This is a genomic window from Streptomyces cynarae (assembly GCF_025642135.1).
GTDB lineage: Bacteria > Actinomycetota > Actinomycetes > Streptomycetales > Streptomycetaceae > Streptomyces > Streptomyces cynarae.
On the sequence record NZ_CP106793.1, the window covers coordinates 3,872,667 to 3,889,280 of the forward strand.

The following is a 16,614-nucleotide window of genomic DNA, read 5'->3' on the forward strand; positions in this document are numbered from 1 at the left end:
GCATCACCCGCGTTTTTCTTCTTCGCGTTCCTGCTCGAGCTCTTCTGCGCGGCGTCTCATCGCGGCTTCGAACACCTTCGGCCCCCGCTCCGGAGAGAAGTCCAGGCGGACCAGGATCCCCGGCACGGCCACGGACGGCATCAGGAACCGGTAGAGATCGGCCACCCGCTCGGCCAGGTCCACCCGCCCGGTCATGATCCGCGACAGGACCTGGACCCCGGTGAACGCGCCGACGAACAGCTTGGCGAGCGCGGCGACGTCGACGTGCGGGAGGAGTTCGCCCCTCTGTTTGGCCTCCTCGAAGAGGGCCTGCGTGTGCTCGGTCCACTCCTGCATCGGCACCCGGCGGTTGAGGTGGTCCTTGGGCGACCCCTGGTCCACGGTCAGACGCACGCTTCCCTGGACGATCGGATCGCCGGTGTCGCTGCGGAGCAGGTACGACAGCAGCAGCGCCTCGTCCAGCGACTCCTGCAGCTTCAACTCCTGCTCGGGGACGCGCGGCAGCGAGGAGACCTGCTCGGCCAGCACCGCCTGGGCCAGCTCTTCCTTGGAGGTGAAGTGGAAGTACAGGGCGCCCTTGGTGACCCCCGACCTGTTCAGCACGTCGGAGATCGTCGCCGCCTCGTACCCGACCTCGTCGAACACCTGCGCCGCGGCGACCAGGATCGCCCGCCGCGTGCGAATGGCCCGCTCCTGCCGCGCCACAAGCAGTCCCCTCTCCGTCGCACCGGACAATAAAACCAGCCAAACGGTTTGACAACCCTGATGCACCGCACCAACAAACGGACACTTGGTAGCGAAAGGGGGGCGGGCCAGTGTCGGGGGGAGCCTGGAGAGACCCATGAGGGGCTTGAAAAGAAAACCGGTTGGTACGTATCTTCGATCCTGCTCAGCGCCTGACTCGAGACCCAGACCGGCACCAGGGATCCACACCAGGGGAAAGCCCCATGACTGTCATGACGTCCGAGACGTTAGGGACGAAAACAACGTCAGGAACGCAAGCCGGGGACCAGGCACACCCGCTGGCCGACGATCTGGCGCACCTTCTCTTCGAGGGCGCCCGTCGTGATCGTACCCACGGCGTGTGGCGCACGGCGATCTCCGGCCGGGCGTTCGCGTACCGGCCCGGCCTGTCCGCCGCCGAGCGGACCGCTCTTTCCTACGACCGCCTGCGTCTCGTCAACGATCGCCTCGACGATCCCCTGCGGTTCGCGGCCGACCCGCACCGGCTGGCCGCGCTGCACGAGTGGATCGGACCGGTGGACGGCGGGCTGACCACCCTCGCCAGCATCCACTACAACCTCTTCCTCGGCAGCCTCGTCGACCACGACCAAGGGGACCGCGACCTGTCCGCCTTCAGCTCGCTCCGCAACACAGGAACGTTTCTGTGCACCGAGCTGGAGCACGGCAACGACGTGGCCGCGATGGAGACCGTCGCCGTCTTCGACCGCACGAGCGGCGGCTTCCACCTGCACACGCCGACGCCCGGTGCGCAGAAGTTCATGCCCAACACGACCTTGACGGGCGGTCCCAAGACGGCGGTCGTAGCCGCCCGGCTCGTCGTGGACGGCGAGGACCGGGGCGTGTTCCTCTTCCTCACCCCGCTCAGCGACGAGACCGGGCACCTGCCGGGGGTGACGGTCCGCCGACTGCCGGAGCGCACCGGCACCCCGGTCGACCACGCCCTCACATCCTTCGACCACGTGTGGCTCCCGCGCGAGGCGCTCCTGGAGGCCGAGCACGGCCGCCTCGCCCCGGACGGCACGCTGACCAGCAACCTCGGCAACAAGCGCAAACGGTTCCTGCGCTCCATCAACCGCGTCACCATGGGCAAGCTCTGCATGAGTGCCGGCACCCTGGGCATGGCCCGCGCCGCGCTCGCCATCGCGGTCCGCCACGCCCACAGCCGTCTGATCGCCGGCCCCAGGGCCGCCGAGCGCATACCGGTCGCCGCCCACCGCAGCCACCACAGCCGGCTGCTCGACGGCCTGGCGACGGCGTACGCGATGACGTTCCTGCACCGCACCGTGGTGAACCGGTTCGCCGCGCACACCGAGGAGGACCGCGAGGAGGTCGAGCGGCTCGCGGCGATCGCCAAGGGCTGGATCACCTGGCAGGCACGCACGATCACCACCGAGTGCCGCGAACGGTGCGGCGCGCAGGGCCTCTTCCCCGCCAACGGCATCTCGGAGCTGCCCGGCAACATCGAGGGCGGTATCACCGCCGAGGGCGACAACCTGGTGATCTGGGTGAAGGCCGCCTCCGAGATGGTCTTCGGCCACGATCCGAGGCCTCCGCAGGCACCACCGGCCGACGCAGACCTGACAGACCTCGTCTTCCTACGGGGCCTGCTCGCCCGGGTCGAGGCCATCTGGCAGCAACGGGCTCGCACGGCCCTGCGCGAAGGCCCGTCCGGCGACCCGGTCGGCCGCTGGAACACCACCTCGGAAGCCGCCCTGGAGATGGTCTCGGCCCACGCCCAGCTTCAGGCGGCGAACGCGTTCGCCAGGGCCTCGGAACGGCCGACGGACCCGAGGACCCGACGGCTGCTGCGCAACCTGTGCCGCCTGTTCCTGCTCCGCCACCTGCGCGCCCACACGGGGGACCTGCTCGCGGAGGGCCACCTGTCGCCGGACCACGTACGCTCGCTGCCCAAGGCACGGGACGCACTCATCACCGAACTGGCACCGCAGATGACGACATTGGCCGACGCGTTCGACTTCCCCCCGGAGATGCTGTCGCGAATACCGATCGCGGGCGGGGGGACGGTCGAGCCGCTGGAGCCGACGGAGTAGCTCCAGCCGATCGAGCGGAAGCGACGTTCTGGCGGACCGCGGATGACTACGGGCAACCATCCGATTACCCTCCGCATGCCCCGGACCCGCGCAACCGGGAGAAGCCGGGGGTAACACGGCCCCGCCCCGGCTGGGGCGCGACCTCTCAAGGACACGACTGCGGTGGAACGGGGACGACCACGAGGGAGCGCATCCGCTAGGCTGTGAGCGGTCGACACGCGTTCCGACGCCTTCGACCTTGCCTTCGTGGGATGTGTGGGAAATTCCGTCGCCGCAGGTCAGGCCTGGTGCCGTGCGACACCCCCAAACGCGGCAGCCTCAAATCCCAAACGCCTATGCAGCTTTTTCGCAGTTCATGACGCGTGCGCAGGGTGCAGCGGAGCGCATGGTTCTAGTGCGAAGTGTGCGCATTGGCGGGGCAGGCAGGCCACGGCACGCGGCACGCTTGTGGCACTGCCCGAGTGAACCTGTCACCCATGGGACGGCACTCGCATTGCTACTTGAGTAGCCAGACGGCAGTCTGGCTTGCATGGCAACCTCCCATGCGCTGTCAGCCGCCGACCGCCGCGTCCTCCTACTCCTCCTGGACTGCCAGGATCGCCTGATGCTGTGCGGTGGATGCTGCGGCGGCTGGACGGTCCCGCAGGCACTGCTCGCCACCGGCACCGATTTCAAGGACGGGGCCACTCAGTACCTCGCCGAGCGATTTCACATCGCGAATCCTCGCTTCGGGTCCGTCTACGGCGTTCACGAAACGCGGGAGTCCGACTGCTGGGAAAACAACCAGCGAACGGTTTACCGCGTTTTCATCGTGCGGATCAGCGTGAAAGAGTCGGACTCGTTTCAGGCGATGTCTCCGGCACATACCCGGTGGAAAATCAGCGAGCTCAAGGCTCGACACCGAGACATCTCACCTGAAGGCTTGGCACTTCTGGTCTCCGGATACGTGGAAGGTTGGCTTCCCGACGGCCCCATCTCGCTCTATTGACCTGGAGTCCCCATGCTTCTGCACGCAATTGAGATCATCCTGACTCGGACCGTATGCGGAGTCGAGCTCGAAGCCGCGCGGCGGATCAGCGGCATGTCGATGGCATCGTCGCCCGCCGAAGAGGTATCGCTGGTTTCGTGTCGGCGCGGGATGAGGAGCTTGCCATCAAAAAGGCATGGAGACGACTTCAGGACTCGCTTTCCATTGCGTACTGTGCACTCTTTTCCCGGGGCCGGACGAGTTGCTTAAGATGAGTATTTCCTTCGCGCCGGGGGTAAAGGGGCGAATCCGCGCATGGACCAAAGCGTCACGGATGAGTGCGGAGACTTCTTGAGTCATGCGATCAAAGATGCGTTAGCTCGTGAGCGTTCCACGGAGACAGCTCGCCAGGAATGCGCGCTGAATTTTCTGCGTCATACCTGCGCTTGGCTGCCCTCACCGCTAAGCGACACAGAGCGCATCCCTGTTTCAAGACTGCCGGCGTCACTCGGAGGCCTTGCCCGGAAGATGTCTAATTCCAGAATGCGTATCGTCTTCACCGACATCACGGGCCCATCGCCTCGCTGATCAGCGAGGCGAACTGAGGGAACTCGAAGACACGCTCGTGATTGCGGAACGCGAGCAGCGGAAGGCTGGCTCCTGATCCTTCATGCCGCACAGCGAAGCGGTCCAGGAGAGGTCGGCCGACGACGGGACTGGGAAAGACGGGGAGCATGGAACTGGCTGATCCCCGCGTGCTGGTTTGCGGCGACGGAAGTGGGCCTGGCCCAGAACGGTGGCGACGGTATTGGGCCGTCTGGCGGCGCGCCACGGTGATCGACTCGTCGTGATCGAGGGTGCTGCGTCCGGTGTCGATCGGGCGGCGCACCTCTGGTGCGAACGGAACGGACTCGGTGCGGACCGCCACCGTTGCCATCTGGTGAACTGGCAGACCGCGCGGCATGCGAGGCCGAAGGTGTGGCGACTGGCGGGGCCCGAGCGGAACACTTGGATGCTTGCTACAGGATCACCCTGTCCCTTGGCTCTGGGGTACTTCGGACATGCGTCTGCGCGGCCTGATGGGTGATGTTCCCGCATGGCTCGTGACCGGCCCGGGCCCTGATGCCGGACGGTGGCTCTGCTGGAGGAGTTGGCCACGATGGCGTCGGGAACGTGTGGATCGTGAGCAGACCGTGGCACGGCAGGCCGGACTCGCTGTTCCCGTGACAACGATGCCAGCGAGACTGGATAGAAGAGGTACGGACGGTTTCGTCAAGTGGGTACGTGGGACGAGATCCTCGTACGATGCCTTGTCAGTGGTAGCGGCTACGGTGGGCCGCACCGGTTACTCGGGGAGGTGTGACGCGGGTGGCTGCCAGCGCTGAACATCTCAAAGCCCTCGTGCGGGCACACGCCGAGGCCGACGACGACCGTTTCTACAGCATCGCCCTCCAGGTGGCTGCCAAGTCCGCGCGTCAGGGGCACGGCAAGTTCGCGGTAGAGCTGCGCGAGCTCGTTGAGTCGATGCGGCAGCGGGGCGCGAAGACCATCGGTGCTGTCGGTCCGACGCCTGTGGTTCAGCCCCGAGGTGAACTGTCGAGTCTGCTGACGGCCTGGTATCCCGATATCCGACTCGACGACATGACTCTCGCCACGGAGCTGCGCGCCTCCCTCGACCGGGTACTGCACGAACAGCGGCAGCGGGCTCGGCTTGAGCGCTTCGGCTTCACCCCGGTCCACCGGATTCTGCACTCCGGCCCACCGGGTACCGGCAAGAGCATGACGGCGGCCGCGCTGGCCGGCGAGCTGTCCCTGCCGCTGTTCACGATCCGCTTGGACGGATTGATCAGCCGTTTCATGGGCGAGACTGCGTCGAAGCTGCGTTTGGTGTTCGATGCCGTGGCCCAGACACGGGCGGTCTATCTGTTCGACGAGTTCGACGCTTTGGGTGCACAGCGAGCCGTCGGCAACGACGTGGGCGAGGCGCGGCGGATCCTCAACTCCTTCCTGCTGTTCCTGGACGAGGCCCCCTCGGAGAGCCTCGTCGTAGCGGCCACCAACCACCACGAGATCCTGGACCGGGCCCTATTCAGGCGCTTCGATCTGGTGATCGCCTACGAGGCGCCCACACCGGACCAGGCGGTGGAAGTGATGCGCAGGAGGCTCGCGGGAATGGACACCAGCGCTGTACGGTGGCCGTCTGTAACTGAGCGTGTGGCCGGGCTGAGCCATGCGGAACTCGTGAAGGCTGCCGAGTCCGCCGCCAAGCAGGCCATTCTGGGGGGTGCTGACGTGATCGACGATCGCCTGTTGCTGGACGCTCTGAGTGAGCGGCACGCGCTCCACAATGCCTGAGCCGCAATCATCCGCCAGCGCTCCGCATCTCATCGTTCCCTGGCCTGCTCGCACTTTGCGGCCCAAGCAGCCCCGGCCGGCGAGGGACAAGGCCCCGATGGATCGGTCCGCCGACCGACAGGGGCACGTCTCCCGCCTCGTCGGCGGCTTGGAACAGGCCCGCGACGAGGCAGTGGACGCCCGTGCCGAGATACCCGAGCCATACCGGGCCGACGGCTTCGCTGTCCGCGTCGAGGCCGCGGCCGGACACGCCCTCAAGTTGGAGGCCCTCGACAGCTCGGGCCTGACACTGATGAGCGTCCATCCACGCACTGACCAGCGTCCCGAGGACGCATTGGTGTGGGTCCCGTACGAGAAGGTTGGAGATCTCTCCCGCCGTATCAAGCAGTTCACAGAGGACACCGACAGCGGCGCGCCCAAGCAAGCTTCGCTGGTCGCCAACATGGAGAAGGTCCAGCGAGCCCTTTTCGAGCATCTGTGGCAGGAAGCTGATCCTGTGCCGCCACTGGAGGAGTACCTCTGGTGGGAACTATGGTTCGACCCGCAGATCGTCGAATCCGATCCCGTCGCGGCGTTGCGGGAGCTGGCCTCGGAGCATCACTGGCCAGTGACAGAGGTAGCTCTGGCCGTCGGCGAGCGACTCGTCGCCCATGTGCATGCCTCTGGCGAAGATCTACAGGCGCTCATGGGGACCAACGCCACTCCTGTGGAGATCCGTCGTCCGACCTTCGCCCAGGAACTGCACTCCGTCGACCGTTCCCTCCAGCACGAGCTGGTGGACAACCTCGCCGAACGCATCGAGGCCGCCCCACCCGACGCTCCCGCGGTATGTGTCCTGGACACAGGAGTGAACCAGGAGCACCCCCTCCTCAAGACCTCGTTGCACGGACGGGCACACAGCGCTCTGCCACGTCACACCGCGGCGGACCGGCATGGACACGGCACCGAGATGACCGGCATCGCCCTCTACGGAGATCTCGCCGGACCGCTGGAGAGCTCGGACCCGGTCGTACTGACACATGGGCTGGAGTCCGTAAAAATCTTGGACGGCGTAACCGGGGACCCCGCGCACCCGCGCACCTACGCCGAGGTGACGGCGAACGCCATGGCGACGGCGGAAATCGAAGCCCTGAGCGCAGGTCCGCCGCGTGCCCGTGTGTTCTCCATGGCGGTCACCGATCAGTCCCGGGACGGCAAGAACGGTGTCGACGGGACTCCGACCCTGTGGTCCGCTGCCCTTGACGCACTCGCCGCAGGAACGGACGTGGTGGCCCATGACGACCGTATCGAGCTGATCGGGGCTCCCGATCCGGATGCCTCACGACTGATCGTGGTCAGTGCAGGCAATATCAGGGGCCTGGAGCCACGGCACGTCCGCACCCCACAGGGGCGCTTGGACCACCTGACGATGTGTGACCTCATGCGGATTGAGGAGCCCGCGCAGGCACACAACATCCTCACCGTCGGAGCCTTCACCGAACTCACCAGTGTCCCCGAGGATCCGACTTTCGCGGGTTTCCGGCCGCTCGCCGCACCCGGTCAGCTGTCGCCCTTCAGCCGAACGTCGGTCGCTCTTACCGGAACGCCTGTGGTCAAGCCGGACATCGTCATGGAGGGCGGCAACCTCCTCGTAGACCCCGGAGAGATCCTGCTGGACCCCCATCCTGTGATCAGTGTGACCACGACCGGTAAGGACTCCTTCCGGCAGATATCCTCCGCGAACGCGACCAGTGCCGCTACAGCCCAGGCTGCCCACCTCGCCGCTCTCGCCCACGCCGCCTATCCCGGCCTGTCGCCGGAGGCCGTACGGGGGCTGTTGGTGCACGAGGCGCGCTGGACGCCCGCGATGATGGGTAACGGCCTGTACACGAAGACCGGTCGCCCCAAGCTGACGAAGAAGGAGTTGATGAAGCAGGTCATCCGCCGCTACGGCTGGGGCGTGCCAAGCGCGGAGCGAGTGCTGTCCAGCGCCGCCAACGCCGTCACCCTCATCGTGCAGAGCCAGCTGATCCCGTTCCAGAGGGACAGCAGTGGCGGCGTGCGCCTGGCAGAGCTGCAGTTCCACGAACTGCCATGGCCTCTGGAGCAGCTGCGGGACCTGGGTGCAGCCACCGTCGCTCTCCGGGTGACGCTGTCGTACTTCATTGAGCCGAATCCGGGGCGCCTCGGCATGCGGGGCAGGTACAGCTACGCCTCCCATCGGCTCCGCTTCGCAATCAGAGCGCCGGGTGAATCCGTGGACGGCTTCGAGCGACGTATCACCGCGCAGGCCGAGGCCGAAAGCGATATTCCTTCTCACGCCAAGGCCTTCGAGGGGGACAAGAATTGGCTGGTCGGTCCCCAAAACCGCAATCAGGGATCGCTCCACACTGATGTCTGGCACGGCTCGGCGGCCGAACTGGCCGACTGCGGCATCTTGGCCGTCCACCCCTCCGGGGGCTGGTGGAAGAGCCACAACCGCACCGACCGAGTGGGCCGCCCCGTGCGGTACGCGCTCCTGGTGTCGCTGGAGACACCAGAAGTCGACACCGACCTGTACACCCCGATCGCGAACCAGCTCCAGATCCCGATCCTTGGCGCACTAGCGGTACGCAACGAGGTCAACACGCACTTGCCGGTACAGACGGAGATCGGCTGGTAGTTGCCCCGACCAAGGGCTCCGGAGTGCTCGCCGTGATGACCGATCTCGCCATCTTCTGCCAGGCAGCTCTCCGCGGAGAGTGGCACAGCCTTCTTGGCCTGCCCGAAACTGCATGGCTCGACGTGAAACGCTCAATGTATGCCCTGGATCAGGCCAGTGGCGGCGCCGAGCTTTGCAAAGACGTAGCCGCGATGACCGACGCGCCGGGCGGCAGTCGGCGCCGTGGCGCGCTGATCAACATCGACGGCGGTCACGGGACACACCCACCCAGGCGCGCCGGTCCAGCTCGCCCCAGACACTGGCCGATGGCTCCGCCGCGGACACTTCTACGGGGCGGGACGGTGGGTGGTGATCATCCGGCTCTGGACACATCTGCCCAGGGCAAGGTCACTGGTCCGCGTGGTGCCTTTCCCTGGCCATTCCGCCGGTCTGCTCGGGCCGGTGCAGCGTAAGAAGTGCCAGCCGCTCAGCAACGGCCTTTGGGTCAACCGTCGGCGTGAGCAGGCGGATTGACCGGCGAGTAGGCGTGGAACGCCCATCTCAGGGAGCTTGCGTGGTCGATCTGCACCACCTTGGCGATGTCGAACTCGACCACGCGCAGGGCTCCTGGGTACTTCTCGGCGCTGGCGGGGTTCCAGTCGATCCGGCTCCGCCCGGTCAGCTGCAGCGTGTGGCCGCTCTCCCAGTCCACGAAGAGCAGGCCTGTCACTGGGTTGAGATGCATGTTGCCCAGCGTCATGTAGAACTGGTTGCCGGCGTAGTCCGGCCAGACGATCTTGCGCGAGTCGACCACCGTGACGAATCCCGGCATGCCACCCCGGTGCGAGGAATCGGCTCCGTGCTCGGGCGAGAGACTCGCGATGAAGAACGTGTCGGCACCCCCGATCCACCGCTGCTGGTCTGCGCTGAGCTCTTTGCCGGTCACGGCCTGACCGGGGCCTTGGGGTGCGGTCTCCTTGATGGTGCGTGTCTGAAGGTACTTCGGGCAGTTGCCCAGTACCTGCTCGGTCCGCACGAGGAGGCGGTCCCCGTCCCGTCTGGCGACTCCGTTCATCCGGATCCGGCGCCGCGTCTGCGGCTGGAGGGCGAGCACTCCGATGTCCCGTTCGGTGTCGAAGACCTCGCGGAGTGGGTCACCCGGCGCAGGCAGTGCGTTGATGACGACGGTCCGTTCGTCCACAGGTTCGGCGAAACCGGGCGGCCCGTCCACGATGGTCGACCAGATCGCACCGCCATCGTCGGACCCGCCTATGACGAGCATGCGTTGGTCCCTGATGAAGGGGACGAACCCCCGTGGGATTTCGGGGCCGAACATGGGAGAACCCCATCCCGGGCCGCCCTCGCCCGCCTGATGCTGGATCGCCTGCTCGCCCTCGTGTGCGAGGTTCTTCACGCTCGTCAATGCTCCTTCTGTCGACGCGACGGGCCGGACGGTTTGCGGCATCCATGTCCGCCTTGCGTTCCTCAGGTTGTCTTGGACCTCCCAGTTGTTGCGGAACTCCAGTGCTGCTGTTCCGCACCTGTCCTTGAGCAGCCGGCTGAACCCGGCCGCTCGGCGACTCCCCATCGCGCTCGGAAATGCCGCCATCGGCAGATGGGCGGGCCGTGGTTCGTGAAGGCCTTCCCGGCAGCGATCCGCTCCGGCGCACCAGCGCAGGCAACGCATGGCTGGGCACCGCCTCTGTGCGCCTACCCACGGCGACGCGTCAGGAGCAGGGCGCCGTGACGACCTGAGTGCTGCGCCGCCTGGCGCACCGTGCGGAGGGAAGTGAGTGGGTCTGACTACTTCCAGACGCGGTCGAGGAAGTCGGCGATCAGTGGGGCGATCTCCGGCAGATGGGTCTCGAGGGCGAAGTGTCCGGTGTCGAAGAGGTGGACTTCGGCGTCGGGCAGGTCGCGGAGGTACGCGCGGGCCCCGGGCTCGGGGAAGAAGGGGTCGTTGCTTCCCCAGGTGATGAGGGTGGGCGGGGTGTGCCGGCGCAGCCACGCGTGCCAGTGGTCGTAGCGCTCGACGTTGGAGTGGTAGTCGAAGATCAGTGCCTGCTGGGCCTCCTTGCGCCCGGGCAGGTCCAGGAAGTGCTGGTCGATGATCCAGCCTTCGGGGGCGATGAGGCCGGGGCTGGTGACGCCGATCTCGTACTGGCTGCGGGTGCCGTCGAGGGTGAGCATGTCCTGGATGGCGCCCTGGGCGCCGGGGGTCTCGGGGGTCAGGCCGACGAGCCCGCGGGCCGCGTCCGAGAGCCCTTCCTCGTAGGCGTTGCCGTTCTGCACGACGAGACCGGCGATCCACTCGGGGTGGCGTTCAGCGATGCGGAAGCCGATGGGCGCGCCGAAGTCGAAGACGTACATCACGAACCGGTCGAGGCCGAGGTTCTGGACAAAGCCCTCGGTGACGTCGGCGAGCCGGTCGAAGGAGTAGGTGAAGCCGTCCGGGACCTGGGTGTTGCCGAAGCCGGGGTAGTCCGGGGCGATCAGCCGGTAGTGCGGACCGAGCACGTCGATGAGGCGGCGGAACTGATGGGAACCGGACGGAAAGCCGTGCAGGAGCAGCAGCACGGGCGCGTCGACCCGGTCGGGGAGCGACTCCCGATAGAAGACGCGGACGCCGTCGACCTCAAGGTGGCGATGGACGGTGCGGGCGACTGAAGCGAGCATGTCTAATCCTTTGTTCGATGTTCGATGCATTAGGTATACCCAAGGCTGGTCTAACGTGTCAAGGCGAGGATGTACCATTAGCTCTATGAGTGATCTCGTGCCGCTGACCGGAGAACCCCTGGCGCTGGACCTGGTGAACACCCGCCCGTCCGCCGGTGACCTGCTCGCGACCCCGGAGGACCTGCTGGCCTGGTGGGCCCTCGAGGTGGACCGTCTCCCGGACGAGGTGCCTCAGGAGGTGACCGCCGCCGACCTGGCCGCCGTGCGCGCCGTACGAGAGCGCGCCGCCCGCGCCCTCGATCAGGTCCGCCGAGGCGACGAACCCTCGGCCGCCGACTTGGAGGCGCTCAACCAGGCGCAGCGTGCCGCCCCGGCGATCAGTGAGCTGACGTGGAACGGGTCGGCGGTGGTCGCCACACGCCGACGCGACGGCTCACCGGGCCTGCGGCTGGCCGCAAGCCTCGCGGAGGCCGCCGCCGAACTGCTGGCGGACCCTGCGGTCGCCAGGATCCGGGAGTGCGAGGCCGACGACTGCGTGATGCTCTTCCTGCCCGCCCATCCGCGCCGCCGCTGGTGCTCCGCCGCCCGCTGCGGCAACCGGGTGCGCGTCGCCCGCCACTACCAGCGGCACAAGGCCGGATAGCGCAAACGTCCCGTCACTCACGTCCGGCGTGAAAGCCCGCGAGGAGACGTCGCCTCACACGACCTGGGCTCTCTCGAGCATGCGCCGTGGCTCTGGCCGGCTGCATCAGTCATGTGGCTCCTTATGCGGGGTGCAAGCGCAGTGACTTATGGACTGCACAGATGAGCTCAGGTATCCGTGCAAGCCGACCGACCGGGTAGCGGCGTATCGCTCTAGACGCTTTGCCCGGAAGCATGCAAAAGATCGAACGTTTGCTCTGCGAGTCGGTCTCGAAAGTCGGGGTCAAGGGCCATGGGGTTCGGCAGGGCCGGCCGCCTCTCGTCCAGGTACTGCCCGGCCCACCCACTGGTGGACAAGGCGGCATCGACCACATTGCGCGCTCCGTGCGAGACCGAGTCGCCGCCGATGTCGAACATGGCGTGCAGGAGCGCCGTCCTGATGACCCCCGGGTGCACGCTTACGGCGTCCGGCTCTGGAGGGGGTGCTTGCTCGACCAGCCACCGGGCGTGGGCGACCAGGGCCAACTTTGAGCGCGCGTACGCGATCGTGGCGCTGTAGCGGGAACGCTCCAGATTGAGGTCTTCCGGGTCGAGCGAAGCGGACAGATGCGTCGCCGAAGCGACGTGTACTACTCGGCCGCCGGATGTAAGAAGCAACGGGGTGAGACGCTCCGTGAGCAGCACGGCCGCGAGGTAGTTCGTCTGGAGAGTCGCTTCATTGCCGTCGTGACTGAGCTGACGCCGTGGTGATCCCGGGCGGCCGGCGTTGTTGATGAGCACATCGACCCGATCGGTGTTCTTCGAGATGTCAAAGGCGAGCGCGTCTACCGCGGCCAGGCTGTCGAAGTCAGCCTGCATGTAGCGCACCTCTCCAGGGCACGCAGCGCGGAGTTCCTTCAATTGCTCAGTCACGTCTTGTGGCCTTTGTGGGCCATGCACGATCAACTGCGCCACGCGTGGTGCCAGCAGCCGGGCAGCGGCTTCCCCAATGCCACTGGTCGCGCCAGTGAGGACCACGGTCATGTCCTGTGTACTCAATGGGATCTCCGGTCACTCGGGGAACGCAGGGTCGGGAGCCGCACACCTTGACGACTGGGCACTGGCCACTGTGCCGGTGTTGGGACGCTGGCGCACCCGGGTGAGGCACTGGTCGAATCCCTGGTGAGGGCGTAGGCGCAGACAGCAGCGCTGAACCCTGGCTGCCCAGCCGTTCCCGTCACGCAGAGGGAGCCACCTGACCGGGTCCCGAGACGCCGAGCCCACTCGGAAGCGATCAGTTGTGTCCATGGGCGACGATCAGCCCGCGGCCTGACCGGCCCCCCCCCCATGCCTCGCACCAGAGTCAGGCGCGTCAGGCGGGAAGTTGTCACGGACGCAGGAGAGTTGAACGGCCACTCGATAGACACCACGTTGGACACAGTGTCCGATCGCCCATAAGGTCGTTCCTGAGCGCTGCTGGGCGCGCGCATTCGTGACTGATCTGAAAGCAGACTTTTCGTGACTGATGGGATTCCCCGTCCGACTTTGTTCCTGGTTCACGGGGCATGGCACGGCGCATGGTGCTGGGAGAAGCTCACGCCGGTACTCGAGGCCGAGGGGTGGCGCGTTCGGACGATTGACCTGCCGAGCACCGGCGGAAGTGCGGGCGTGCTGGACGACGCGCAGGCGCTCCTGGGCGAGCTGAAGCTCATCGACGGACCCGTGGTGGTCGTCGCGCATTCCTACGGAGGTGTAGCGGTCAGCCAGGCGGTCGCCGATGCAGGGAATGTCTCACACATCATCTATCTGACAGGGCTTCAGCTCGACATCGGCGAGAGCGTTCTGGGCTTCGCCGGCGCTCCTGTTCCACCGGAGCCGCGCGACCTCGAGCCCGTGCCGGCTGATCCGATCGCGATGTTCTACGGTGCCGTGCCCCGACCCGAGGCCGAGGAGGCCGTCAAGCGGCTGGTGCCGCAGAGTACGAGGTCTCTCTGGGACGTCCTGACCAAGGCGGCGTGGCGAACCGTCCCGTCGACGTACATCGTCTGCGAGGACGACCAGGCTCTCCCTGTTCAGGCCCAGCAGGTGCTGGCGGAACGGTCGGGAGTGGTCCACCGCATCACCGGCGACCACTCGCCGTTCCTGTCGAAGCCGGTGGAACTTGCGGCCCTTCTCTCGAAGATCGCACTCGAGTCGGGCCGCTGAGTTCCGGCCGCGCCCCCACGCGAGTAGTCACCCCAGTTGATCACTTGGCGGCGTCCGCTGCCGTGTCCCACATCCCGGTGTACGGGCATGCGGGTCGGTGCCGGTGCTGCCCAGCAGGTAACAGTGCAGAAGGAGAACGTGGTGAACAGCAACAGCCACCTGGACGAAACGGGTGCGCCGTCCAGGGACGCCATCCGAGCCGAACTTGTCGGCCGGGCCGTCGCCCTGCAGCCGCTGCTGCGGGACCAGGCGGCGCGCGGCGAGTCGGATCGCGTCCTGCCGGTGGAGGTCGTCGACGCCCTGGCCGATGCGGGCGTCTTCCGGCTGCTGACCCCCAAGCGGTATGGCGGCCATGAGACCGACCTGCGGACCTTGACCGAAGTGTCCGAGGCCCTCGGGGAGGGTGATGGCTCGGCGGCCTGGGTCGGCATGATCATCGCGGTGACCAACTGGATGGCATGCCTTTTCCCCGAAAAGGCCCAGGAGGAAATCTTCGGCGCTGATCCGGACGCTCGTGTGACCGGTGTGGCGGCACCGACGGGCATGGGCGAGCGGGTGACGGGCGGCTGGCGCGTCAGCGGGCGGTGGTCGTTCAACTCTGGTGCTCCCTACGCCACCTGGGCTGCGGTCGGCGCACTGCTGAAGGACGAGAGCGGAGCGGTCGTCGACCAGGCGCTCGTCCTTATCCCCGCCTCCGAGCTGGCCGTCGAGGACACCTGGCACACCGCGGGCATGAAGGCGACCGCGAGCAACACCCTGATCGGGCGGGACGTGTTCGTTCCCGAGCACCGCGTGCTGTCGGTCCCCGCCGCGGCGGAGGGCGTCTATCCGCGTGCCTCGCTGGACGAGACGCTGTACGCCTCGGCGTTCGGGCCGATGCTGTTGCTGTGCCTGGTCGGCCCCCTGCTCGGACTGGGGAAAGCGGCGCTGAACGTAGCAGTGGACGCAGCCGCGGAGAAGCCTTTGTCCTTCACCGTTCACAGCAGGCAGGCAGACTCGGTCGGAGTCCAGATACAGCTGGCCGAGGCCGCGCTGAGACTGGAGACGGCCCGCCTGCACACCTACCGAGCCGTCGACGAGGTCGATAGGGCCTCCACCTCCGGCAGCACCCTGGACTACACCGCACGCGCACACATCAGGGCCCGAGCCGGCTTCGCCGCGCAGCAGGTGCTCGAGGCGGTCAGCACCCTCCTGAACGTGCACGGCGCATCCTCGTTCGCCGACGTCGGCCCCCTCCAGCGCATCTGGCGGGATGCCAACGTCGCAGCACGTCACGCCGGCCTGGTCCCCTCGGTCGGCCTGGAGGTCTACGGCAAATCCCTCCTCGGCATCAGCGAGCGGGTCAGTCTGATGGTCTGATCCCGGCCTCCGTCACACCGTACGGCGGTCTGGAAGCGCGCCGTACGGTGTAGACAGGCCTGCCCCCATGACCTGCGCGGAACACCCTTCTGTTCGGTTATCTAGGATGCCTGTATGCCTTCCACAACCCGACGACCCTCCCAAGCGGCCGACCGGCGAGCCGCACTGGAAAAGCGGATCCTGTCCGTGCTCGAGGAGTGCCTGCGGGACGGTGGGACCTTCACCGAGCTGAGCGTGGAGCAGATCGCACAGGCCGCGGGTATCTCCCGTTCGACGTTCTACCTCTACTTCCGCGACAAGGTGGACGTGCTGCTCCGGCTGAGTGGCTCCCTCAAGAGGGAAAGTTACGAGATCGCGGCGTCCTGGAGGCCCACGGGCCCCGACGGTGGCCTGGAGGGCCTGGCCCGGACCTACGAGTTGATCCTGCGGCATTACCGCGAACATGCGGCGCTGCTCGCGGCGATCAACGAGGTGGCCACATACGACCCTGCAGTCCGCGAGGCGTGGACGGCCGACCAGGACCGTTTCATCGGCAACCTCGTGACAGTGCTGAAGGAAGAGCAGCGGGCCGGTCGGACCCCGACGGACATCGACCCCGAACTCGCTGCCAAGGTGATCGTCCAGGGAGGCGGTCAGGTCCTCGCTCAGCAGGTCTCGAACGGTGACAGCAGCGAGGATGCCGTCGTTGCCCGTGAGCTGGCCCGTAGCTACTGGTACGGCGTGTATCGCCGCCCGCAAGCTGACCGCTGACGGACGGCACCGCGGCCTGAACGCCGTAGGCGGTCATGGGGAGCGTACGAGTCGGGGTGATGCCATCACCGACGGCAAGCCGTTGCGGGTCGACGGCGTTGCGGTCCAGCGAGCGGTGACGTCGGCAGCCGCTCACAAGCTGGGGGCGGGGCGTAGCGAAGATCGGGTGGTGTTCGCCCCGGTGCGCTGACCGTTTGCTCGGCGGTCTTTCCGGCCCGTTGACCGGCCTCGCGGGCAGAAGATCACGAATGCACGCCGGATGCCGA

General features: G+C 66.9%; 14 protein-coding genes. 8 read left to right on the top strand and 6 right to left on the bottom strand.

The window, feature by feature from the left end; translation table 11 throughout:
• Window positions 1–3: 3 nt before the first annotated feature.
• Entirely contained in the window at window positions 4–705 is a 702-nt protein-coding gene (locus tag N8I84_RS17750; RefSeq protein ID WP_200420750.1) for a ScbR family autoregulator-binding transcription factor, read from the bottom strand.
• Window positions 706–956: 251 nt separating this feature from the next.
• Between N8I84_RS17750 and N8I84_RS17755 the strand changes: the two genes are divergently transcribed.
• Together N8I84_RS17755 and N8I84_RS17760 are read left to right on the top strand one after the other, a co-directional pair.
• Window positions 957–2,795, top strand: a complete 1,839-nt coding sequence (locus N8I84_RS17755; protein ID WP_263230447.1) for an acyl-CoA dehydrogenase family protein — start codon at window positions 957–959, stop codon at window positions 2,793–2,795.
• 529 nt (window positions 2,796–3,324) lie between these two features.
• Entirely contained in the window at window positions 3,325–3,783 is a 459-nt protein-coding gene (locus tag N8I84_RS17760) for a hypothetical protein (protein ID WP_263230448.1), read from the top strand.
• Between the two features lie 544 nt (window positions 3,784–4,327).
• Here the strand turns inward: N8I84_RS17760 and N8I84_RS17765 are convergent.
• Window positions 4,328–4,699: a hypothetical protein gene (locus N8I84_RS17765; protein ID WP_263230449.1), complete on the bottom strand. Its 372-nt coding sequence runs from the start codon at window positions 4,697–4,699 to the stop codon at window positions 4,328–4,330.
• 431 nt (window positions 4,700–5,130) lie between these two features.
• Between N8I84_RS17765 and N8I84_RS17770 the strand changes: the two genes are divergently transcribed.
• Complete coding sequence (locus N8I84_RS17770) at window positions 5,131–6,117, top strand: AAA family ATPase (protein ID WP_263230450.1); 987 nt, start codon at window positions 5,131–5,133, stop codon at window positions 6,115–6,117.
• A 97-nt stretch (window positions 6,118–6,214) separates the two neighbouring features.
• Window positions 6,215–8,758, top strand: a complete 2,544-nt coding sequence (locus N8I84_RS17775) for a S8 family peptidase (protein ID WP_263230451.1) — start codon at window positions 6,215–6,217, stop codon at window positions 8,756–8,758.
• A gap of 131 nt (window positions 8,759–8,889) precedes the next feature.
• Here N8I84_RS17775 and N8I84_RS17780 read toward each other — a convergent pair whose 3' ends face one another.
• From N8I84_RS17780 to N8I84_RS17790, 3 genes are all read right to left on the bottom strand, one after another.
• Window positions 8,890–9,012, bottom strand: coding sequence for a hypothetical protein (locus tag N8I84_RS17780; RefSeq protein WP_263230452.1), 123 nt, complete (start codon window positions 9,010–9,012; stop codon window positions 8,890–8,892).
• 230 nt (window positions 9,013–9,242) lie between these two features.
• Window positions 9,243–10,151 carry a pyridoxamine 5'-phosphate oxidase family protein gene (locus N8I84_RS17785; RefSeq protein ID WP_263230453.1) on the bottom strand — a complete coding sequence of 303 codons (909 nt, stop codon included), beginning with the start codon at window positions 10,149–10,151 and terminating at the stop codon, window positions 9,243–9,245.
• Between the two features lie 389 nt (window positions 10,152–10,540).
• Entirely contained in the window at window positions 10,541–11,413 is an 873-nt protein-coding gene (locus N8I84_RS17790; RefSeq protein ID WP_263230454.1) for an alpha/beta fold hydrolase, read from the bottom strand.
• 85 nt (window positions 11,414–11,498) lie between these two features.
• On the opposite strand from N8I84_RS17790, the gene N8I84_RS17795 reads away from it, so the two are divergent.
• Window positions 11,499–12,056 (top strand): CGNR zinc finger domain-containing protein, encoded by a 558-nt coding sequence (locus tag N8I84_RS17795; protein ID WP_263230455.1) that lies wholly within the window; start codon window positions 11,499–11,501, stop codon window positions 12,054–12,056.
• Window positions 12,057–12,268: 212 nt separating this feature from the next.
• Here the strand turns inward: N8I84_RS17795 and N8I84_RS17800 are convergent, their stop codons facing one another.
• Window positions 12,269–13,078, bottom strand: coding sequence for an SDR family NAD(P)-dependent oxidoreductase (locus tag N8I84_RS17800; RefSeq protein ID WP_263230456.1), 810 nt, complete (start codon window positions 13,076–13,078; stop codon window positions 12,269–12,271).
• A 474-nt stretch (window positions 13,079–13,552) separates the two neighbouring features.
• Between N8I84_RS17800 and N8I84_RS17805 the strand changes: the two genes are divergently transcribed.
• The 3 genes from N8I84_RS17805 to N8I84_RS17815 all read left to right on the top strand — a co-directional run bounded on the left by N8I84_RS17805 (window position 13,553) and on the right by N8I84_RS17815 (window position 16,348).
• The gene (locus N8I84_RS17805; RefSeq protein WP_263230457.1) at window positions 13,553–14,239 is read left to right on the top strand and encodes an alpha/beta fold hydrolase; all 687 of its coding nucleotides are present in this window, start codon (window positions 13,553–13,555) and stop codon (window positions 14,237–14,239) included.
• A 141-nt stretch (window positions 14,240–14,380) separates the two neighbouring features.
• Window positions 14,381–15,598 (top strand): acyl-CoA dehydrogenase family protein, encoded by a 1,218-nt coding sequence (locus tag N8I84_RS17810; protein WP_263230458.1) that lies wholly within the window; start codon window positions 14,381–14,383, stop codon window positions 15,596–15,598.
• A 114-nt stretch (window positions 15,599–15,712) separates the two neighbouring features.
• Window positions 15,713–16,348 (top strand): TetR/AcrR family transcriptional regulator, encoded by a 636-nt coding sequence (locus tag N8I84_RS17815; protein ID WP_263230459.1) that lies wholly within the window; start codon window positions 15,713–15,715, stop codon window positions 16,346–16,348.
• Window positions 16,349–16,614 lie beyond the last annotated feature (266 nt).

Excerpts from the sequence above, each read along its gene's own strand:
- N8I84_RS17755 (WP_263230447.1), top strand. The coding sequence starts at position 957 with ATGACGTCCGAGACGTTAGGGACGAAAACAACGTCAGGAACGCAAGCC.
- N8I84_RS17760 (WP_263230448.1), top strand. The coding sequence starts at position 3,325 with ATGGCAACCTCCCATGCGCTGTCAGCCGCCGACCGCCGCGTCCTCCTA.
- N8I84_RS17765 (WP_263230449.1), bottom strand. The coding sequence starts at position 4,699 with ATGGCAACGGTGGCGGTCCGCACCGAGTCCGTTCCGTTCGCACCAGAG.
- N8I84_RS17775 (WP_263230451.1), top strand. The coding sequence starts at position 6,215 with ATGGATCGGTCCGCCGACCGACAGGGGCACGTCTCCCGCCTCGTCGGC.
- N8I84_RS17790 (WP_263230454.1), bottom strand. The coding sequence starts at position 11,413 with ATGCTCGCTTCAGTCGCCCGCACCGTCCATCGCCACCTTGAGGTCGAC.
- N8I84_RS17795 (WP_263230455.1), top strand. The coding sequence starts at position 11,499 with ATGAGTGATCTCGTGCCGCTGACCGGAGAACCCCTGGCGCTGGACCTG.
- N8I84_RS17800 (WP_263230456.1), bottom strand. The coding sequence starts at position 13,078 with ATGACCGTGGTCCTCACTGGCGCGACCAGTGGCATTGGGGAAGCCGCT.
- N8I84_RS17815 (WP_263230459.1), top strand. The coding sequence starts at position 15,713 with ATGCCTTCCACAACCCGACGACCCTCCCAAGCGGCCGACCGGCGAGCC.